The organism is Methylomonas sp. 2F7 (assembly GCF_057126975.1).
Genome location: NZ_CP195203.1, coordinates 3649633 through 3669326, shown reverse-complemented (window position 1 = coordinate 3669326; position 19694 = coordinate 3649633). Strand labels below are relative to the sequence as shown.

Here is a 19694-nt window from a genome sequence, read left to right as displayed (position 1 = left end):
TTATTCCCTACCGGATAAAATCATCAGGCAAGGATAGTTGAAAAATTATCGGTTGCTGAAAAATCCCCGCAAGGCCCGAATCATATAGGCATGATCGAGTACGCCGGCGCTTTCGCGAATGCTGTGCATGGCCCACATGGGCGACCCCACATCGACACTGCGTATGCCTAATTTCGCCGAAGCTATCGGGCCTATCGTGCTGCCGCAGGGCAAGTCGCCGTGATGCGCGTATTTTTGATAAGGCACCCCGGCTTGTTGGCAAATGCGGATGAAAGTAGCCTCTGAAATACATTCAGAGGCATAACGATGGTTAACATTTACCTTGATGACCGGTCCGTGATTGACGATGATTTTGTGGCCGGGTTCGTAGGCACCGGGAAAGTTTGGTTGATACGCATGCGCCATATCGGCGCTGATCATAAAGCTATTGGCTAGCGAGCGCCGGTAGTCGTCCGGGGTATTGCCGACTGCGTTGGCGATGCGCTCGAGCACATCGGGCAGGAAACTGCCGGCCGCGCCCTTGCAGCTCTCACTGCCGATTTCCTCATGGTCGAAAAACGCGCAGACCAACGTGCTGTCGGCATCTAGGGTCGAAGGATCCAATAATGCCGTCAATCCAGCATGGCATGAGGCCAGATTGTCCAATTGGCTATCGGCGTAAAACAGTTGTCCGTCACCCCAAAGAGTGCCTTTCTGGGTGTCGTAAGCATTCAACTCCCAGCTCAAAATTCGCTCGGCAGCAATGCCGCTAGCGTGTTCCAGCAATTGCCGAAACTTGTCTGTGGGTAATTGTTGCTCGACACTGGCCGAAAAAATTAACGGTAACTCGCTTTGCTTTTTCAGTTTCAGGCCGTCTTCGTTGACGCCGCGGTTCATATGAATCGCCAGATTCGGCAGGCGCAGTAGCGGTTCGGCGAAGCGCAGCAGCCGGCTGGCGATGTTGCCGTCGCTATCCAGATAGGCAATGCGGCCGGCCAGACTCAGGTCACGGTCAGCAAACGTGGCGAGAATCGGGCCACCGTATACTTCAACAGCCAAACGCAACAGCTTGTCCGAGTCGATCAGCGGCTGCGGTTTCACGCGCAGACCCGGCGAATCGGTATGGGCGCCGAGTATTTTGAAGCCGGTTTCCGCCAAGGCTTGTTTGCCGATGACGAATGCGGCGATGGATGAATCGTCTCTGATCACATAGTAGCGCCCGCCGCTAGCCAATGACCATGCATCGCTTTCCTGGATGCGTTGGAATTGATGCGCCTGCAATCGTCCTTCTATGCTGGCGACCGCATGCCAAGGGCTGGGACTGGCGTCAATGAAATCCAGTAAGTCTTGCGCTTGTTGCTGAGCCGTCATGATTGTTTTTCCAGCGTCAGTGCCACGGAATTGATGCAATAGCGCAGGCCTGTTGGTTGCGGTCCGTCTTCGAATACATGTCCGAGGTGAGCGCCGCAGGATTGGCAGGTCACTTCAACCCGGCGCATGCCATGGCTGTTATCGGGATGCTGATCCAGACTTTCCGAATTTAGCGGGTCCCAAAAGCTGGGCCAGCCGCAGCCGGAGTGAAATTTTTGCTCGGAGGTAAACAAGGCGTGACCGCAGCAAACGCAGCGGTAGATACCGGCTTCGTCGCAGTCGGTATATTTGCCAGTAAATGGTGGTTCGGTGCCTTTTTCCCGGCAGACATGATATTGCTCGGGAGTTAGCTTCTCGCGCCAGGCTTGTTCATTATCGTGTTTCTCGGTCATGGTGGTGTTCCGCAGGCTAGGTGTAGTGGGCATTGTACTCAGTCTACCTCGGCATCAAAAGCAATCAAAAGCCGGGAATATTTCGGTTGATTACATCAGGAGGTTCTAATATTCTTGAGCTGCATGGTTTTGAAGCTTATAACAACAATATAAAAAATAATAAATACGCAGAGTGTGTTCATCTAAACAGCAGCGAGGAGAAGGTCATGGCAAGAATTGTAATATTGGGTGCGGGGATCGGCGGTGTGCCGATGGCTTACGAAATGAAGGAAACAGTGGGAAATGCGCATGAAGTCGTGGTGATTTCCGACTCGCCGACTTTCCACTTTGTGCCCTCCAATCCCTGGGTGCCGCCGAAATGGCGCAAACCCGAGGATTTGAAAATTGAGCTGGCGCCGGTGATGGCGAAAAAGGGGATCAACTTTATTCAAATGGCCGCAACCAAAGTCGATCCGGCCAACAACAAAATTGATCTAGCTGATGGTTCTTCGGTTGAATACGACTTTTTAATCATCGCTACCGGTCCACGCCTGGCCTTCGATGAAGTGCCCGGTTTGGGCCCGCACGGCGGGTACACCTCATCGGTCTGCCATGTCGATCATGCTGCATTGGCTGCCGAGGATTGGACTAAATTCATGGCCGATCCCGGTCCGATTGTGGTTGGCGCGGTGCAAGGCGCTTCCTGCTTCGGCCCGGCTTACGAATATCTGATGATTCTGGAAACCGAGCTGCGCAAACGCAAAATCCGCGACAAAGTGCCGATGACTTTTGTCACCTCCGAGCCCTATATTGGCCACCTGGGTTTGGGTGGGGTCGGCGATACCAAAGGTTTGCTGGAAAGCGCGTTGCGCGACAAAACCATCAAATGGATTACCAATGCCAAGGTGGATCGTATCGAAGCCGGCATGATGTATGTCACCGAAGTCGATGAAGAGGGTAACGACAAGAAAAAACACGAAGTGCCGTTTAAACACTCGATGATGCTGCCGGCTTTTACTGGCGTCGATGCCGTGCGCCATTCCGGCGCGGAAGGTTTGACCAACCCGCGTGGTTTTGTGATTGTCGATCAACATCAGCGCAATCCGACTTACAAAAACATTTATTCGGTCGGGGTCTGCATCGCCTTGCCGCCGGTGGAAAAAACCCCGGTGCCGACCGGCACCCCGAAAACCGGTTACATGATCGAGTCGATGGTTACCGCCACGGCCCATAATATTCGCGACGAACTGGCCGGCAAACAACCGTCTGATATACCCAGTTTAAGCGCGTTGTGCCTGGCCGATTTGGGCGACACCGGCGTGGCGTTCTTGGCTGTGCCGCAAATTCCACCCAGAAATACGACTTGGTCCAACCATGGCAAATGGGTGCATCTGGCGAAAATCGGTTTTGAAAAATATTTTATGCGCAAGATTAAAAACGGCATCAGCGAGCCGTTTTACGAACGCATGATATTGAAATTCCTCGGTGTGGTTCGTTTGAAATAGGAGGCTATATGTCTATCGATCGCATGGTAATGGCGTTTGCCGGCTCGTTTATCCTAATCAGTTTGGCGCTGGCGCACTGGCATTCGCCGAATTGGCTGTGGTTTACCGCGTTCGTTGGCGCCAATCTGTTGCAAGCATCGTTCAGCGGTTTTTGTCCGTTGGCGATTATTCTGAAAAAACTCGGCGTCAAATCGGGCTGCGCATTCTGATGCGTTAAATATAAAGAGCCGGATTTTCGCAGGCCAACGATCCGGCTTTTTCGCCTACCACCTTTTTGCGCCTAATATTACTTTGTGATCGAAGCGGGGAGGGGTGGTCAGATGTGGTTCTGAAGGGCCACCGGTCTATTTTAAATAAGCCGCCACCGTTCGCGATTCCCACATCCCGTCCGCCATTTCACCCGGCGGATTAACAGTCCAATTCCAACTCGCCAGCTGATCAGCATGTTGAATATAGCCAGCCATAATGGGCCGGTAGTCGGTTCGATCGATTATCCCGTTGCGGCCATGGTGCTGATCTTCAATTTCAGTTATCAGGCAAACCGGCGCTTGCCAGCTATCCAACCAATTGAGATGGGCCAAGATCAAGGCCCGGCCAAAAGTCTCTAATTGCGCGGGTTCTGGGGCGGTAGTTGCCAGCCAATCCAGCGGTAGCAATGGCAGTTGGGTCAGGCAATTAACTGAAGCGATCCAGTGCGGCTTGATCGGTAGCGTAGGATGCGGTGGTTTATTTACTAATGCTTGCGGCGGTATCTGCCGGTGTTGCGCCAACCAGTCTACGGTGCCGGTCACGTCATGCAGATGGCAGAAAACACGACCAGGCCAGATTTTGGCTAGGCGGCGAGTCCGATAGCTGAAAGCAATGTCCAGCAGGACTATCTGTTCGAACTGTTGCAATAACGCTTTGATGGGCAGGTCGTGTGCACTGCCTCCACCGATAATCAGGGCGGCGCCACCTTGATTATGCCGCCCTTGGGCGGCTTTCAATACAGCGCGTTTAGTCGCCAGGATATGTGGGTGCCAAGCCTGTCGACAGCGGCGATGCCTGGCTTGCAACGCGGCCATTTCCCGAGCGTAACCCAATATACGTGCTTCGCGGCTGACGGCCCGTACGCCCAGGTAATGCCAAAATTCTTCCAACATTTGTCTACAAACTGGACTGGCGGTACTGGCAATTCAGGCGCATCGCGCACTCGCGTCTGAGTAAAGTTGTGTACCACCATTCCGCCCGGAACAATTCTGTTGGATAGCATTGTTGGCCTTTAGGCGTTGCTGTCATGGCGCTCAACTGTGGTGGACTGGTCCGCAAAGTATAAATCCAGCCTGGCGGTCGGACTAATCCAGACAATTTTTTGTTTGGCGCTGAAGACGGATTGTCGGGTTTGCTACAAATCAATCCGCATCAAACTTTAGATAATTCAATTATTTATGAGTTGGCACAACCGTTGCTCAAGTTTTAATAAAAACGTGAGGTTGTGTTATGAAATCGACCAAAGATATTGCGGAACTGCTGGACGAACCGGCTTGCGAGCATAACAAGAAGGAAAAGTCCGGCTGTGCCAAACCCAAACCCGGTTCAGCGGCAGGTGGTTGCGCCTTCGATGGTGCACAGATTGCACTATTACCGATCGCCGACGTCGCGCATATCGTCCACGGCCCTATCGCCTGTGCCGGAAGTTCTTGGGACAACCGCGGCACCCGTTCTTCCGGCTCGGAATTATACCGAATCGGTATGACCACCGATCTGACTGAGCAAGACGTGGTGATGGGGCGTAGCGAAAAACGCCTGTTCCACGCCATCAAACAAGCCATCGAGACCTATAACCCGCCGGCCGTGTTTATCTATAACACGTGCGTGCCGGCTTTGGTGGGCGACGATATTAATGCCACCTGCAAATCAGCTGCCGAGCGATGGGGTGTGCCGGTTGTGCCTATTGATTGCGCTGGTTTCTACGGCACCAAAAACTTGGGTAACCGGATTGCCGGTGACGCGATGGTCAACCATGTGATCGGCACCCGCGATCCCGACCCATTACCGCCTGGTACCGAACGGCCAGGCATCAAGGTGCATGACGTCAATCTGGTGGGTGAATACAACATCGCCGGCGAGTTCTGGCATGTGCTGCCGTTGCTGGACGAAATGGGTCTGCGCGTATTGTGTACCCTGTCCGGCGATGCCCGTTTCCGCGAAGTGCAAACCATGCACAAAGCCGAAGTTAATATGATGGTCTGCTCCAAAGCCATGGTCAACGTGGCCCGCAAGCTGCAACAAAGCTACGGCACGCCGTGGTTCGAAGGCAGTTTTTACGGCATTACCGATACTAGCCAAGCCTTGCGCGACTTCGCCAGGGTAATAAACGATCCTGATTTAATCGAGCGCACCGAAGCCATCATCGCCAGGGAAGAAAACCGCATCCGCGAAGCCTTGGCGCCCTGGAGAGAACGCCTAAAAGGCAAACGCGTGTTGCTGTTTACCGGCGGCGTGAAAAGCTGGTCGGTGATCTCGGCGCTACAGGATTTGGGCATGGTGGTAGTTGCCACCGGTACCAAAAAATCCACCGAAGAAGACAAGGCGCGGATTCGTGAGCTGATGGGCGAAGACACCTTAATGATAGAAGACGGCAGCCCGAAAGCCTTGTTAAAAGTGGTCGCCGATTACAAAGCCGACATTTTGATCGCCGGTGGCCGAAATATGTACACAGCGTTGAAAGCGCGCATCCCGTTCCTGGACATCAACCAAGAGCGCGAGTTCGGCTACGAAGGCTATCAAGGTATGCTGGAGCTGGTCAGACAATTGGCCTTGACCTTGGAAAGCCCGGTTTGGGAAGCCGTGCGGGCCACACCGCCTTGGCGCACTGGCGGCCTGAAAAAGTCAGCTGCCGCAGAGATTCAAGCAGAGCCCTTATCGGCTCAGGCGGCATAACATGGCCGAAATCGTCAAACGCAATAAAGCCCTGTCGGTCAATCCCCTAAAGGCTAGTCAGCCTACCGGTGGTTCCTTGGCTTGCTTGGGCTTTGATCGGGCGATCCCGATGCTGCACGGTTCACAAGGTTGCACCGCGTTTGCCAAGGTGTTTTTTGTCAGGCACTTTCGCGAACCTATTCCGTTGCAAACCACCGCGATGGATCAAGCTAGTTCGGTGTTGGGTGCGGACGAAAATGTGATTGAGGGCATCAAAGCGATTGCCGAAAAATCCAACCCAGCCTTGATCGCGGTTTTGACTACCGGTTTGGCAGAAACTCAAGGCTGCGACGTACATCGCAACGTTCGCGAGTTTCGTGAACGTTATCCGGAATACGCGCATGTCGCCGTGGTGGCAGTCAATACTCCGGACTTTACCGGCTGCGTGGAAACCGGTTACGCAGCAACTATTTACGAAATCGTCAAGGCCTTGGTGCCGGACGCGGAAACTGCCGGTACCAAACCCTGTAATCGCCAACGCCAGGTCAATTGTTTGGTCAGCCCCATGTTGACGCCGGGCGATCTGGAAGCCTTGCGCGATTTGATCGAGCAATTCAATTTACGGCCTGTGCTGGTGCCTGACTTATCCGACTCCCTGGATGGGAGCTTAACCGACGATGACTTTTCGCCGGTGACTATAGGCGGTACGCCGGTCTCCGAACTGGCGACCTTGGGCGAGGCCAGAGCCAGCTTGATAATCGGTGCGTCACTGCGTAAATCCGGCGAACTCTTGCAGGAAAAAACCGGCGTCCCCAGTTTCTATTTTGATCATCTTTATGGCCTGCAGGCTAACGACGCCTTGATCACTACGCTAGCTGACATCAGCGAAATGCCGGTGCCGCAAAAGATTGAACGGCAACGTGCGCAATTGCAGGATGCGATGCTAGATACCCATTTCATGCTCGGTCAACTGCGGGTGGCTATCGCTGCCGATCCGGATCAGCTCAATGCCTTGATTCATTTGGTGCAAGGCATGGGCGCGGAGGTGGTTACCGCGATCTGCGCAGGCAATACCCCGGTGCTGGCGACCGCACCAGTGGACAGCATCAAGATCGGCGACCTGGAAGATTTGGAAGTGATGGCGAAAGAGCGCAAAGCGCAATTGCTGATCGGCAACTCGCACGCCGTCGCTAGTGCCGAACGGCTGGGCATCCCGATTTTGCGTATCGGCTTTCCGCTCTACGACATCATTGGCGGCTATCAAAAAACCTGGATTGGCTATCGGGGTACTCGACAAACCTTGTTCGATTTAGCCAATCTGGTGATTAATTTTGCTCACGAAGAGATCGAGCCGTACTACTCGCCTTATGCGCAAAAACCCGAATCCGAACGTCAAGCGTGCTCGCCGTCATGTCATTAGCCCGCCGCATTCACGTTTTGCATACCCACGAACAGAGGATGCCTATGGAAACCGCTATTAAAGTTGCTTTTGCCACTACCGACATGGCGCATGTGGACCAGCATTTTGGTTCGGCCAAATCGTTTGCTGTTTACGCTGTGGATCCGGAACAGTCCGAATTCATGGAAGCTGCGCAATTTGGCGAACTCGCGCAGGACGGCAACGAAGACAAGTTGTCTGTAAAGATTCAGTTGCTGGAAGGCTGCGCGGCTGTGTATTGCCTGGCCATTGGCGCCTCGGCAGTGAAACAAATCGTCGCGCAAGGCATTCAGCCGATCAAAGTTCACGAAGGCAGCACCATCAAGGATCTGATAGCGGATTTACAGGCCGAAATGAAAGCCGGCCCGTCCAGTTGGTTGGCAAAAGCCATCAACCAACACAAGGGACCGAGTCCTGAGCGTTTTAATGCGATGGAAGAGGAAGGCTGGGATGAATAGATTGGGTTGGGGGTAGCTCGTGAATAGTTAAAAGCCTTGGCGCGTCGGAGTGATTTTGCCCCGCATGCCGCGCCGAGCACCGGAACTTTTGAACGGACAAATCGGCAGGATAGCCGATTTGCATGCGAAGCACCCGAAGGGCGAGGTATAGGGATCTACCGAGTGAGCAGCCCGGTAGGGGCGCCGCAGGGATGCGGTGCGTTGCCGAAGGGGCAGGAAGCCCCTTTCGGCGACCCCGTTCAAAAGTGAGGAGCGCAGGGAATAAGCCGCATCCGGGTGTCTTTTCTTTTGGATACTTTTCTTTGGACAAGCAAAGAAAAGTATCTCGCCTGTCGGTGCGAGAACCGACATTAAAACTGTCGTCGCGTTAGCGACACTCAATGAATACTTTTCAGTTAGGCCACAAACCTAACCAAACAAAAACCCAAAGGAGAACCACCATGGCCCAACCCGCATTAGTCGTCGAAGCAGGCGACCCGTTCATGAACTCGGAAATCGTCGTCGAGATGGTTAAACAATTGCGTGCACTCGATACCTACGATACCTATGAAGGCTGGTCGGAAGAAAAGATTATCGATCCGCTAGTGATGACCAAAGAACGTAAGCGTGAAATTCCGATCATCGGCGATCCCGATGAAATCACTTTGGCGCGCGTTAAAGCCTATTACAACTCCATCGCCTCTTTGATCGAAAAGAAAGGCGGCTTGATGGCCGTACCGGTAATCAACATCACCCACGAAGGTTTTGGCCGGGCTTTGGTGCTGGTCGGTAAATTGATCGTGGTGGATAAAGTCTTGCGCGACGTGCACCGCTTTGGTTTTCCCAGCCTGGAAGATTTGGCGGCAAAAACCGATGCAACGATCGAAAAAGCGCTGGGTTTGATCGCAACGTATAGAGAAGTAGCCGAAGCTTGAGGTGATTTATGAGCGACGAAGAACTGAAAGTATTGGAAAAAGACGTCAAGAAAGCCAAACGTATTGCTAGCGAGGCGGCATCCGTGTTGCATGATTTGATCGAAGACAGGCTGCCGGATGCCTATGGCGAATTGATGGGCATCGCGCAGGCGACTTATGACGCCTGCAAAGCCTGGGATGATGCCAACAAGAAGTTTTTGGCTGCCAGCAAAGAAACGGCCTAGGAGACGATCATGAGCGAATTTGTAACCGGCGTTACCTACGGCGGCACAGTCTGGACACCATCGTACGTTACCGATATCAATCAGCGTACCTGTATTGGCTGCGGTCGGTGCTTTAAGGTCTGTCCGCGTGATGTGTTCGATTTGATCGAAAAAGACGAAGCGTTGTCAGCCGAAGATTTCGGTGACGACTACGGCGACTTTGAGGACGATGACGATAACACCATGGTAATGAGCTTGAAGAACGCGGCTGATTGTATTGGTTGTGAGGCGTGCTCCAAGGTTTGTCCTAAGGATTGTTTTACGCATGAGCATAAGGCGGCGGCTTAGTTTGTGTCGCTAGCGCGACCGCTTATTTAGTTGCGTAGGGTGGGCACGGTTTTCTGTGCCCACGCGGTGAGGGGTAATGTGTCGCTGTTGCGACGGCTTTTTAGAAGTCGGGTCTCGGCCCGACGGCCGAGATACTTTCTTTTGCTTGGCCAAAAGAAAGTATCCAAAGAAAAGGCCACCCCGATACCGCTCAGATCCTGCGCGCCGCAGCGTTTATCGAGGGTCGGCAGAAGGGGCTTCCCAGCCCCTCCGCCGACGTGCGGCATCCCTGCCGCACCCCTTCGGGCTAATCTCGATAAACGCTACGGTGCTCGGCGCGGCATAGGGGATGGGGCTTGTCCCGGAATTACTAGGTTGTCCGAATAAATTCGGGATCTAGCTGCCGCCAATTGAAGAAGCTTCACAATGTTTTGTAAAAGCCCTTTTTAGTTTTCTGGTGCTGGATGTAAATGTACGTGCATTGAGAGTAGAACGCTTGTCTCCCGTATGCCGCGCCGAGCACCGAAGCTTTTGAACGGACAAATCGGCAGGATAGCCGATTTGCATGCGAAGCACCCGAAGGGCGAGGTACACGGATGTACCGAGTGAGCAGCCCGTTAGGGGTGCGGCATGGATGCCGCACGTTGCCGAAGGGGCAGGACGCCCCTTTCGGCAACCCCGTTCAAAAGCGAGGAGCGCAGGGGATAAGCGGCATTCGGGCCGCCTTTTCTTTGGATACTTTCTTTTGGCGGAGCAAAAGAAAGTATCTCGGTCGTCGGTCCGAGAACCGACATCAAAGAATTCGTCGCGTTAGCGACACCTTATTTTTAAGTTAAACCATAAGGAATCCCACTATGCCTCGTCCCGATAAACACGTATTCGTCTGCACTCAAGCTCGTCCGCAAGGCCATCCGCGCGGCTCCTGCACTGCCAGTGGCTGTGCCGAGGTGATGAACGAGTTCATGAACCAAATTCAAGCGCGGAATCTGTTCGAGAAAATCGGCCTAACCAACACCGGTTGCATGGGGCCTTGTATGCTCGGACCCAGCGTGCTGGTCTATCCCGAAGGCGTCATGTACGGCAAAGTGACCAAAGATGACGTCAAAACCATCATCGATCAGCATTTGTTGGGTGGCGAGCCGGTCGCCGCCTTGGTCGCGCCAGCCGAGGTTTGGTAAACCATGAGTCAGCTCGGCTTTTTTGAAGAACGGGTTTTATTCAGTCCGGATGTGCCGGAAGAGGTGAATAAGCTGTTGCAGATGGCGGTGGCCGCCAGTCATGCCGACAAGCCCTTGGTGGAAAAGTATTTCAGACAGGCGCAAGCCTTGGATGGTACTTGTCTGCAAACCTATTTTGCCTTGTATAAGTTTTATTTTTACCAAGGCCGGTTGCTGGAAGCCGAGTGTGAAGTGATGGCTGCGCTGAATGAAGCTGCTCGACAGGGGGGATTTCCTGCCGACTACCGGCAATTAGGGCGCGAGTTGGAGCAGTGGGATATGTATGCCAGCGAAGTCGCGCTGTTTTATCTATACAGTCTAAAGGCCTTGGCTTTTATAAAGCTACGGCGGCAATTGGATGCAGAAGCCCAATCCATTCTGGTGTTGATGCGCGCGCTCGATCCGGAAGATCGTTCCGGGGCGTCGGTGATTATGGATTTGGCCGACGCCGTGATGGAGGATGCCGCATGAGTGCCGAGCAGGTCGCAGAACATGTGGCGGCAAGACGGGTTTTTGGGGAGAAAGTCTGCCAACGCATCACTGAAAATATCGTCAAGCTGGGTTTTCCGGTACAAACCGAACTCAGTCTGCCGAAATTTGACAGTGCCGAATTCAGCTTGGTGACCGACCCGTTTACTCAAACTCAGGATCTGGTGGGCTACTGGTACAGCGCCGGTAAACAGCGCATCGGCCAGATCAAATTTCATGGCGACGGCAGTTTTTATGCCGAATATGACGTTGTGCAGCCGCACCCGACCAAAAAGCAGTGGTTTGTCGAAGCGATCAATGCCTGGGGGCAGCAAGACAACATTAAAACCGAAGCAAAATTGCTAGACATCCCGCAATAAGGGGGGGCAATGGCTAATCCAAAACGTTTGTACGAATTGCTGTTGGATTATTGCAGCAGCGATGCCGTGGTGGACAACCTGATGATTGGTTTAGTCTGGACTGTGTGCCAATCCCAGGGCAGGGCTACCGCCGGCTTGGCGATGAGTCCGGGTCAAAGCACGCGCACCTTGCCGTGGTCCGGTACTTTGGTTGGTAAACCGGTGACGGATTTGGCTGCTTGGATTACCGAATGGGAGCCATACAAGGCCACCGTGGCGATGGCAGCGATTAATAGCTGTATTAACGCCCGACCTTTACCGGAATCGGTGGTGCTGGACAGTCACGATGAGCACGCTAATCTGGCGGTGTTCGAGCATTTTTTGCCGCAATTGCAGGCCAAAAACGTGGTGGTGATCGGCCGCTATCCGGGGATCGAACGCTATCAGGACAAGATGAATTTAACCATTCTGGAGCGGCAGCCGTCGGCAGCCGATCTGCCGGATTCCGCGTGCGAGTTTTTATTGCCGCAAGCCGATTGGGTGTTCCTGACTGCCAGCAGCATTCCGAATAAAACCTTTCCGCGTTTGGTAGAGTTGTCCAGTCACGCCAAAACCGTATTGATGGGACCCACCGTACCGTGGCTGCCGCAGTTGCACGAGTTTGGCATCGATTATCTGGCTGGCGTGGAAATTGTCGATCAGAAAGCCTTGTACCACACCGCAGCCCAGGGCGGCGGTGTGCGAATATTTAATAACGGTTTGCGCTATCGCGTCGCGGAATTGGCGCCGCAAAGCAGTATCAGTTGGCTGAAACAACAAATCGCCGACTGTTTCAACGAAAGAACCCAACTCACTGAAGCGATGGAGCAATGGTATCGCGACGGTAATAAGGCGCGTTTCCCGCATTACTCGTTGTTGGACCAAATTAACAGCCGGCTGTCGCGCTTGGATAGCAGCTTTAAATCGTTGTGGGATAGCTGTGCGCCTGGATAAGCAATGAATAACGCAGTACCGGAGGCGTTTCATAGTCACCGATTGTTATTGATGTACAAAGGCGATATTAGCGCACTGACCCTGTTCGCTCAGCAGGCAGGCGGCAGCGTGTGCTTTCCGCAGTCCTTGCCGCCGCTGTCTGTCGCCTTCGATGAGGACGCGACGGTAACTGAAGGAAAAATCACCGTGCATCCGGCAACGCTGATCAGCGCCATCAATCGTCTGCTGGGGTTCGATAACGATTTACTGTATGCCGAAGCCGGTTATAAGGAATACGTCGATACCCCGAGAGGCGTCGTCACCGTCTACATGGCTAGGTTCAAACTATTGGACCCGCCGCATCGCTTGATGCAGACCTTAGGCTGCCAGATGCGCACACTACCGGAACTTCGAGGGCGTCCGCCCGCCGAAATGGAGTTGTTGCGTCGGGCTTACACCAAAATGATGGAGGGCTAATATGTTCGATATTATGGATTTTGGCATTGGTGACTTCACGGGCGATAACGGCTCGGAATCGCCTGCGCCCAACGGTCCGTATATCCCCGAAGCCAGCGAATGCATGCGCTGCGGTATGTGTGTCAGCAGCTGCCCGACCTTTCGGTTGTTCGAAATCGACGCCGAAACGCCCCGGCAGCGCATCCGTACGATCAGCAAAGTCTTGGTGGAGGAGGCACCGATCAGCGCTGAAGAGCGCGCCCATTTGGATAATTGTCTGCAATGCCGAGCTTGCGAAACCGCCTGTCCCAGCCGGATGAGTTACGGCGCCTTGTTCGATCAGGCCAGAGCGAAACTCCAGCAAACCGCTTCGCAGTCCTGGTTAGCCAAGCTGGCGATGTACCTAATAGAACATAAACGTCGGCGGCGTATGCTCTTGCCCCTAATGTCTTTGTATTTGCGTTCGGGTTTGCGAAAACCGCTGAGAGCCAGTGGCTTGCTGCGCAAATTAAAATTGGCCACCGCCGAAAGCTTGCTGAACGAGCCGGCCTTAGGCAGCTTGGCAGGGATTTATCCGGTCGGCAGACGCCAGCGTCAGCGCGGGCGAGTAGCCTTGTTTACCGGTTGTCTGGCGGAACATTTCGACCGCGCCACCCAACGCGCCGCGATCAAACTACTCAATACCATAGGCTATGAAGTCGTGGTGCCGGAAGGCCAAGGCTGTTGCGGAGCGATTCATCAGCACAACGGCTGCTCCGCGCAAGCCTTGAAAGATAAAAATATCGAAGCGTTCTACGAGCTGGAAGTGGACGCGGTGATCTATGTCGCCAGCGGTTGCGGCGCCATGCTGACTGAATATCAAGGTGACGATAGCGAAACCGCCGGGTGGTTTGGCAAACGCTTGCAGGACATCAACGAATTTTTGCTGGCGCATTGGCCGGATAACCTAGAGCCCGCTGCCTCCAATTTAAATGTCGCGGTACACGAGCCTTGCAGCCAGCGCAATGTGTTGAAAAACGGCCGCGCCGTTCACGAGCTGCTGCGGAAAATCCCCGGTTTGAATATCGAAGCCTTGCCGGACAATCAACTCTGCTGCGGTGCCGGCGGCAGCTACATGCTTAGTCATCCCGAAAATGCCCTGCCACTGCGCAACGCCAAGCGCCAAGCCATCGAAGGCTCAGGGGCCGATGTGGTAGTGAGCAGTAATTTTAGCTGCGCGTTTTACCTCAATGCCGATCGCGCCGAAACCGCGCGAAAGCTGGTGCATCCGATCCGCTTGTTGGCCGATAGGGTGTAGTTCTGCGATTGTCTTAAAGCCCGGAGTGATTCGGCCGGGCGCATTGATTTGGGCTATTTTTTTGAGTTCGATATTCGAGCTCGCGTCATTTCAGCCACCACAAACTCTTCTTCCTGAAGATAACAAACTCGCGTGAGACCGGCGGTTAAACCACGAGAACGTTCAGCATTTTCAGACTTGCCGCCGTTGTATACAAAAGATCACCTTCAAGTGATTTTTACAAATATCGCCAGTCGATAAAAGTTGATTAAAAAGTTCAGTAGATTTACAGAGAATTTTGTGATAAAGATTGCAAAAAATTAATCAAGTCCGTCGCAAAGCGAGAATCGTTTTTTGCTGTTAACCTCGGCCGACATGGTCGTTTGGGGGCGTAAGTGTTAGCCCCACAGTCCATCGAGAATAGCCGCGTATTCAGCCCAGTAAGGCGAAATCAAGCGTACGGTTGCCCGGAGACTGTCTATTGTCGGCTGACAAACCTATCACCCTAGCGGCAATGTTAGAGCGTAGCGGACACTTGGTTATATGCCTAAAGCTGTTGATCTTCCCGGCGCTCGCCTGAATGTTGTTTATCTGCGGCTCAACCGCAGCGCGGACAAGCGCTTATCCCAAAATTAAGGTTTCGCAGTAGTTTTAAAGTTTACGTAATCAAGGCACGAATGCATCAATAACTTTCAACACAAATGGAGGGATTATGAAAATCCGTCGACATCTTTGCTGGTTGTACGCTATAGACAGATCAGTTTTGCCGTTACTCATATTTAGCGCGTTGCTGCTGTTGGTTCCGGTGGCGCGCGCGGCCCAGCAAGATGGCGACGACAGGGCGACAGTGCCGCAAGCTCCTAGAATATTATTCCGTAGCGCCCTGGGGCCAAGAACTTCACCTTTCGATCCGCCTACGCAAGACGTCTTTTTTACGGATGGCGGTGCAGGGTTGGATACCGGTTGCACCTTCAATAACGACCCCGGGCACCCGCTGGTAATCAGTGTGGTCATAGACAAGTTTGTGGGTGATGTTGATGCCAACGGTTATCTGGTCAATCCGGCGCCGCTGGTTTCGGCCGGTATTATTCCCGCCACTGTCGACATTATTATGCCTGCTTACGACATTGATGTTAATGGAACGCCACCGCCGGAACGAGATGAAGCGTTGTTCAACGGGCAAAGCCTGGGTTTTTTAACTGGCGACAACAACATTTGGAAGCTGAACAGCTTCAGCGTAGATATTCGTAAAATAAAGTTTCCTTCCCGTCCCGCCAGTGGCGGCAACGTGGTTCCGGTAATCAACAAAGTTCAAATCAATGTTGACACTTTGAGTAGCGGTCGTTGGTGCGCCGCTATCGACTGGGTTGCCTTGGTCATACCGGTGCGGCCTAAACTGGCGCTGGAGCTCAAGGTTATTGACGGCAACAAAATAAGGCAGAATGCCGGCTCTGCGACGATCGACACGATTTACCAGCAGGATTTCGATGCGGCCTGCAATGTGAGTACCCGCATAGGGCCGATTAACGAGTACCCCTTTTCCGGGCCCGCGACTTCAGGACTGTTTGGCTGGTTCAGCGGAGAATCGAAGCTCCGGGCCAAACTCAAAACCTGTCCCGAAAACAGCATCGATCCGCCGGAAATCAAAGCCGATTGGACCACCAGCGGCGGAGGGCCTGGCGGAACCACTACTTGGAACGGTTTCGAAGGCGATGTTACCGTTAAAATGCCGGGTAACGTTGGTAGTTATACCGTGGATTTCACCTATACCGTTAACGGCACACAGAGCCTTACCGCAAGCCGCAAATTGTTTGTCACCAAGGGGACGCCTTTAGGTATTGTCGACCCGCCCCGATTAACTTGGTACGAAAAAGCTACCGATTGGGCTTCGGGTCAATCCGGCGACGATGCCATCATCAAGGGTGTGCTGGACGGCTTATATAGCTTTGGCGGTGCTAATTGGCGATATGGATACTGCAATTTTGTGCCCGGAGCAATTGCCAGCCGGTATGGATGCATCAACGCCTTTGGTGTGCCTATCCCTGTTATTCCCAAATGTATGTGGGAAGAGCTGCTTGTGGATCCAATTACGTGCAACTACTCCGACTGCTATGTTTTTAGCGATGTATTGACCCATATGACTGCTACCCTTGGTGTGAGTGGATTGTCAGCTGTGCCACCGGTAACGGCGCCGGGTGACAATCACTTCATAACTAGCGGTTCACCTTCGCTTGACCCGGCATTTCGCGGTAGTGCCAAACCTCTCGGTGGCGGAGCGTTTGATCGCTACTATTTTTCGAGCCACAGCCTCGTCAAGCGCGGATGGTTTTTTCCGGATTACTACGATGCTACGTTTGATGGAGTCTACGGCAACAAAACTCAATTCATCGCATTCAACCTAACCGGCGCAACCGCAAATGATGCCGGGGGGAGAGAGTATTTTGTTACGTCGGAAGGAGCTAGGGTCTACGACCTTTTCAGCAGCCACTATGACGGTTGGGGCGACTACGAATATACGCTGCCGGCTGCTCCCGCTCCGAGGCTGTTAGCACCGGTGGTCATGGCCATGGTGAGCACTGAGCTGCAACTTCCGGGTACGGCAAGTTTCCGAACGCTGGATAGCAATGGCGACGGCGTATATGAAGGCCTTGCCGCCGATATTGACGTGGAGGTATTGACCGCGGGTACTTACACCATAGTTGGACGGCTGGAAAAAAACCGCAATGTGGTGGCAAACCGGCCGGCTTACGAATCTCAGTTATCTAGTCGCGTTACCTTTGAAGCGAGCGCCACCGGTAGCCGCAAGGTCACTATTGTCTTTTCCGGGGAACTGATTTACCAGTCCGGGCAAGACGGCCCTTATGATCTGGTGTTGAGAGGTAACAACATCAATACTTCCCTGCAAACCCCGGCTTATGATCACCGTTCCTTCGGCGAGATACTGACCGCTATTACCGCAGTCAGCGATCAAGGTATTGATCAAAACAACGACGGCAAGTTCGAAGGGATTCGCGCCGATGTTGACGTGAGTGGGCGCGCGGCCGGCAACTATCGTTTGCTAGGCGCATTGATTAAAAACGGTACAACTTTGGTCAACGCCAATGCAGAGGTCTCCATCGTGGCAGGCCAACAGACTATATCCTTGACTATCCCCGGGTTGCCGCTCAAGCGCTCCGGGCAGGACGGTCCCTATGAAGGCGTTGTGTCGCTGATCGACAGCAACAGTCATACCGTTTCCGACTTCGACTTCGTCACAGCGGCCTATCCGGCCAAGGACTTCGCCTCGGTGATCGAGCCGGTTGGGGCTCAGTCCGATCAAGGTGTCGACAGCAATGGTAACGGGCTTTACGACACCCTCTCCGTCTCCTTTGGCGCGTCGTTCTCCCGTGGTGGTACCTTCCTGCTGACCGGTACGCTCGGTAATGCTGCTGGGACCAACACCGTGTTTAGCGAACAGTTGATCACGGTAACGCCCGGCGTCAGGCAAGTGACGCTTAACTTTGCAGGTCCGGATATTTACGGGCAGCGTATCGACGGACCTTACCGCATAGAGGTTTCACTTCGCGACCCGTCGAGTCAGGAAGTCATCGACCGGCTGGCGCTGCCGGAAGAAACCAAAGGATACCAATATACCGACTTCGATCCGACTCGAAATGTATCGGCGATTACCCTGACTGGTGCTTCGAACGACAACGGTGTTGATACGGATGGAAACGGCTTGTTTAATCAACTTCATGTCGGCGTCGCCGTGAAACTGATAAACAGCGGTACTTACGAATGGAGTGCTCGACTGGTCGATTCGCGCGGTACGGAGATCGGTTTCTATACGAGAAGGGCGTCCTTGAATGCCGGCAACAGCCAAATTGATTTTGTCTTCGATGGCACCCGAATCGGCAAGAATGGTAGAGACGGGCCTTATTTCGTGAAGAGCCTGTTGATGTACGGGACCAACACCAATCTGGTAGCCACCGATGTGGCCGCGACTTCGGCATATAAGGCCAGCGAGTTTGAAGGTTACGTAGCCAAAATGCCGGGCGATATCAACCTCGACGGTAAACTGGATCAGGCCGACGTGGCGTTGTTCCAGCAAAGTCTGGGCAGCGTAGTCGGGGATCCGAAATACAATCCGGACGCGGACCTGGATGGCGACGGACGGGTTACTGTGAATGATCTGCGCATACTTCGCGATTTGATTAAGAAATCCAAACTGTAACGCAATGTAGGGAGCAGCCGGCGTCGTGGCCGCTTCATTTTGTTGATCGAACGAGCATAAACAAACCATGGGGTATTTCATGTCAAAAAAATCAATTCTTTGCGGAATTCTTTTTCTAAGCGGATGCGCATTTTTGCAAACCGCAAGTGCGGCCTTCATTAATTTGACGCCCTCCAGTACGACGGCATTACTCGGCGATACCTTACAGGTGGCAATTTCGGCGGATATTGATGCAACGGAAGCTATCATCGGATTCGGTTTCGACCTGTCTTTGAGTCCGGGCGGGGTATTTGATTTTATAGGGTTTACCCCGGGAGCTCAGTTCGCGGACGACCCGTTAAATCTGGCCCCATTCAGTGATAGCGACGGTATTCGCGGTGCGTCGAACGGCGATTTGTTCTCCGGACCCGGCATTTTCGGAAATGGCATCCTGCTCGGCACGATAGACCTCAAGGCAGTCGGTATCGGGACCGGGATTCTTGGCCTCTTGGCCGACGATCTGAATTTCTTTTTCACGGAAGGACTTATTCCGGAAGACCCAGGATTAGTCAATTTTCTGCCACCGGTTACCGACACAAGTATAAGCGTAAGCGCAAACGGCAATATTCCCGAACCCTCGTTGCTGGCGCTGATTGGCGTTGGGCTGGTGACGATGGCGTTCGCCGTATCGGCCCGGCGAAAGGGCAAGGCAAGCGGCTGAGAAATGGCTTGCGGGCAATAAGTGCCTATCGTCGATTACCTCGTTCCACAAGCGCTCCAGGATAAGTAAAAAGGTATATCACCCGCTACCGCTGAAAATCCTGGAGTGTGCCACAGGCACACAAACTGAGGCTGTAAGGAAATAGCGATCAGATGTGTATAAGCTCATTGGAAGATGATGGTAGGCCCATCAAAGTCTGTTGTCGGAAACTGGCTTTAAACCACCTCAAGCTGCTTGTATTAAGAGTGCAGGTAGTGAGCGTTGAGGAAAAGCTAATTCATAATTAGTAGGTAGGGTACAGAGAGACGAGTTAAACCGAACCTATGTTGACGCGTCGTTATTCAGAGATTTGACATCAAAACCAGGGGCGTCCAAGACTCTTGGGATTAGCCTGTAAGCGAATCCGAAGGCTGTGCAGGCGGTGTCCGGCGTATAGTGGGCGTGACTCTGTACTGGGCTTTCAATGGGAACTGTGGGAACCAGTCATCATGATGCTAAGGGAGAAATGCAAATAACTCAATTTATGAGCATGAGAGTACCGATGCGTGATACTGGGGCGGAGTTGC

Annotated in this window: 19 protein-coding genes; 16 read left to right on the top strand and 3 right to left on the bottom strand. The window is 53.2% G+C overall.

The window, feature by feature from the left end; translation table 11 throughout:
• Nucleotides 1-45: 45 nt before the first annotated feature.
• Nucleotides 46-1350 carry a M18 family aminopeptidase gene (locus ACR64Q_RS16470; protein ID WP_026602065.1) on the bottom strand — a complete coding sequence of 435 codons (1305 nt, stop codon included), beginning with the start codon at nt 1348-1350 and terminating at the stop codon, nt 46-48.
• Entirely contained in the window at nt 1347-1742 is a 396-nt protein-coding gene (msrB, locus tag ACR64Q_RS16465) for a peptide-methionine (R)-S-oxide reductase MsrB (RefSeq protein ID WP_026602064.1), read from the bottom strand. The genes ACR64Q_RS16470 and msrB overlap by 4 nt, the downstream gene beginning before the upstream one ends.
• 206 nt (nt 1743-1948) lie before the next feature.
• Between msrB and ACR64Q_RS16460 the strand changes: the two genes are divergently transcribed.
• Nucleotides 1949-3226, top strand: a complete 1278-nt coding sequence (locus tag ACR64Q_RS16460) for an NAD(P)/FAD-dependent oxidoreductase (protein ID WP_313732463.1) — start codon at nt 1949-1951, stop codon at nt 3224-3226.
• 8 nt (nt 3227-3234) lie between these two features.
• Nucleotides 3235-3435 (top strand): YgaP family membrane protein, encoded by a 201-nt coding sequence (locus ACR64Q_RS16455; protein WP_026602062.1) that lies wholly within the window; start codon nt 3235-3237, stop codon nt 3433-3435.
• 135 nt (nt 3436-3570) lie between these two features.
• Here the strand turns inward: ACR64Q_RS16455 and ACR64Q_RS16450 are convergent, their stop codons facing one another.
• Nucleotides 3571-4368 carry a hypothetical protein gene (locus ACR64Q_RS16450; RefSeq protein WP_313732462.1) on the bottom strand — a complete coding sequence of 266 codons (798 nt, stop codon included), beginning with the start codon at nt 4366-4368 and terminating at the stop codon, nt 3571-3573.
• Nucleotides 4369-4705: 337 nt separating this feature from the next.
• Between ACR64Q_RS16450 and nifE the strand changes: the two genes are divergently transcribed.
• The 14 genes from nifE (at nt 4706) to ACR64Q_RS16380 (ending at nt 19128) form a co-directional block, all read left to right on the top strand.
• Nucleotides 4706-6148 (top strand): nitrogenase iron-molybdenum cofactor biosynthesis protein NifE, encoded by a 1443-nt coding sequence (gene nifE, locus ACR64Q_RS16445; RefSeq protein WP_020484880.1) that lies wholly within the window; start codon nt 4706-4708, stop codon nt 6146-6148.
• A 1-nt stretch (nt 6149) separates the two neighbouring features.
• Nucleotides 6150-7547 (top strand): nitrogenase iron-molybdenum cofactor biosynthesis protein NifN, encoded by a 1398-nt coding sequence (nifN, locus tag ACR64Q_RS16440; RefSeq protein ID WP_026602060.1) that lies wholly within the window; start codon nt 6150-6152, stop codon nt 7545-7547.
• 44 nt (nt 7548-7591) lie between these two features.
• Nucleotides 7592-8023 carry a nitrogen fixation protein NifX gene (gene nifX, locus ACR64Q_RS16435; protein ID WP_026602059.1) on the top strand — a complete coding sequence of 144 codons (432 nt, stop codon included), beginning with the start codon at nt 7592-7594 and terminating at the stop codon, nt 8021-8023.
• Nucleotides 8024-8463: 440 nt separating this feature from the next.
• Nucleotides 8464-8937, top strand: a complete 474-nt coding sequence (locus ACR64Q_RS16430; RefSeq protein ID WP_020484883.1) for a NifX-associated nitrogen fixation protein — start codon at nt 8464-8466, stop codon at nt 8935-8937.
• An 8-nt stretch (nt 8938-8945) separates the two neighbouring features.
• A complete protein-coding gene (locus ACR64Q_RS16425; RefSeq protein ID WP_020484884.1) occupies nt 8946-9161 on the top strand; it encodes a CCE_0567 family metalloprotein in 216 nt (71 codons plus the stop codon).
• A gap of 9 nt (nt 9162-9170) precedes the next feature.
• On the top strand, nt 9171-9488 hold the full coding sequence (fdxB, locus tag ACR64Q_RS16420; protein ID WP_020484885.1) for a ferredoxin III, nif-specific: 318 nt from the start codon (nt 9171-9173) through the stop codon (nt 9486-9488).
• 833 nt (nt 9489-10321) lie between these two features.
• Nucleotides 10322-10645, top strand: coding sequence for a (2Fe-2S) ferredoxin domain-containing protein (locus ACR64Q_RS16415; protein ID WP_020484886.1), 324 nt, complete (start codon nt 10322-10324; stop codon nt 10643-10645).
• 3 nt (nt 10646-10648) lie between these two features.
• The gene (locus ACR64Q_RS16410) at nt 10649-11155 is read left to right on the top strand and encodes a hypothetical protein (RefSeq protein ID WP_313732461.1); all 507 of its coding nucleotides are present in this window, start codon (nt 10649-10651) and stop codon (nt 11153-11155) included.
• Nucleotides 11152-11532 (top strand): hypothetical protein, encoded by a 381-nt coding sequence (locus ACR64Q_RS16405; protein ID WP_020484888.1) that lies wholly within the window; start codon nt 11152-11154, stop codon nt 11530-11532. The genes ACR64Q_RS16410 and ACR64Q_RS16405 overlap by 4 nt, the downstream gene beginning before the upstream one ends.
• Before the next feature lie 9 nt (nt 11533-11541).
• Nucleotides 11542-12504 (top strand): DUF364 domain-containing protein, encoded by a 963-nt coding sequence (locus ACR64Q_RS16400; RefSeq protein WP_026602056.1) that lies wholly within the window; start codon nt 11542-11544, stop codon nt 12502-12504.
• A 3-nt stretch (nt 12505-12507) separates the two neighbouring features.
• Nucleotides 12508-12960, top strand: coding sequence for a hypothetical protein (locus tag ACR64Q_RS16395; protein ID WP_020484890.1), 453 nt, complete (start codon nt 12508-12510; stop codon nt 12958-12960).
• Nucleotide 12961: 1 nt separating this feature from the next.
• Complete coding sequence (locus ACR64Q_RS16390; RefSeq protein WP_313732460.1) at nt 12962-14236, top strand: (Fe-S)-binding protein; 1275 nt, start codon at nt 12962-12964, stop codon at nt 14234-14236.
• 691 nt (nt 14237-14927) lie between these two features.
• Nucleotides 14928-18428, top strand: coding sequence for a dockerin type I repeat-containing protein (locus tag ACR64Q_RS16385; protein WP_026602054.1), 3501 nt, complete (start codon nt 14928-14930; stop codon nt 18426-18428).
• A 79-nt stretch (nt 18429-18507) separates the two neighbouring features.
• On the top strand, nt 18508-19128 hold the full coding sequence (locus ACR64Q_RS16380; protein WP_313732459.1) for a PEP-CTERM sorting domain-containing protein: 621 nt from the start codon (nt 18508-18510) through the stop codon (nt 19126-19128).
• Nucleotides 19129-19694: the final 566 nt, after the last annotated feature.

Excerpts from the sequence above, each read along its gene's own strand:
- ACR64Q_RS16380 (WP_313732459.1), top strand. The coding sequence starts at position 18,508 with ATGTCAAAAAAATCAATTCTTTGCGGAATTCTTTTTCTAAGCGGATGC.
- ACR64Q_RS16470 (WP_026602065.1), bottom strand. The coding sequence starts at position 1,350 with ATGACGGCTCAGCAACAAGCGCAAGACTTACTGGATTTCATTGACGCC.
- ACR64Q_RS16410 (WP_313732461.1), top strand. The coding sequence starts at position 10,649 with ATGAGTCAGCTCGGCTTTTTTGAAGAACGGGTTTTATTCAGTCCGGAT.
- ACR64Q_RS16425 (WP_020484884.1), top strand. The coding sequence starts at position 8,946 with ATGAGCGACGAAGAACTGAAAGTATTGGAAAAAGACGTCAAGAAAGCC.
- fdxB (WP_020484885.1), top strand. The coding sequence starts at position 9,171 with ATGAGCGAATTTGTAACCGGCGTTACCTACGGCGGCACAGTCTGGACA.
- ACR64Q_RS16415 (WP_020484886.1), top strand. The coding sequence starts at position 10,322 with ATGCCTCGTCCCGATAAACACGTATTCGTCTGCACTCAAGCTCGTCCG.
- nifE (WP_020484880.1), top strand. The coding sequence starts at position 4,706 with ATGAAATCGACCAAAGATATTGCGGAACTGCTGGACGAACCGGCTTGC.
- ACR64Q_RS16455 (WP_026602062.1), top strand. The coding sequence starts at position 3,235 with ATGTCTATCGATCGCATGGTAATGGCGTTTGCCGGCTCGTTTATCCTA.
- ACR64Q_RS16405 (WP_020484888.1), top strand. The coding sequence starts at position 11,152 with ATGAGTGCCGAGCAGGTCGCAGAACATGTGGCGGCAAGACGGGTTTTT.
- ACR64Q_RS16395 (WP_020484890.1), top strand. The coding sequence starts at position 12,508 with ATGAATAACGCAGTACCGGAGGCGTTTCATAGTCACCGATTGTTATTG.
- ACR64Q_RS16400 (WP_026602056.1), top strand. The coding sequence starts at position 11,542 with ATGGCTAATCCAAAACGTTTGTACGAATTGCTGTTGGATTATTGCAGC.
- nifN (WP_026602060.1), top strand. The coding sequence starts at position 6,150 with ATGGCCGAAATCGTCAAACGCAATAAAGCCCTGTCGGTCAATCCCCTA.
- ACR64Q_RS16450 (WP_313732462.1), bottom strand. The coding sequence starts at position 4,368 with ATGTTGGAAGAATTTTGGCATTACCTGGGCGTACGGGCCGTCAGCCGC.
- nifX (WP_026602059.1), top strand. The coding sequence starts at position 7,592 with ATGGAAACCGCTATTAAAGTTGCTTTTGCCACTACCGACATGGCGCAT.
- ACR64Q_RS16430 (WP_020484883.1), top strand. The coding sequence starts at position 8,464 with ATGGCCCAACCCGCATTAGTCGTCGAAGCAGGCGACCCGTTCATGAAC.
- ACR64Q_RS16385 (WP_026602054.1), top strand. The coding sequence starts at position 14,928 with ATGAAAATCCGTCGACATCTTTGCTGGTTGTACGCTATAGACAGATCA.
- ACR64Q_RS16460 (WP_313732463.1), top strand. The coding sequence starts at position 1,949 with ATGGCAAGAATTGTAATATTGGGTGCGGGGATCGGCGGTGTGCCGATG.
- msrB (WP_026602064.1), bottom strand. The coding sequence starts at position 1,742 with ATGACCGAGAAACACGATAATGAACAAGCCTGGCGCGAGAAGCTAACT.
- ACR64Q_RS16390 (WP_313732460.1), top strand. The coding sequence starts at position 12,962 with ATGTTCGATATTATGGATTTTGGCATTGGTGACTTCACGGGCGATAAC.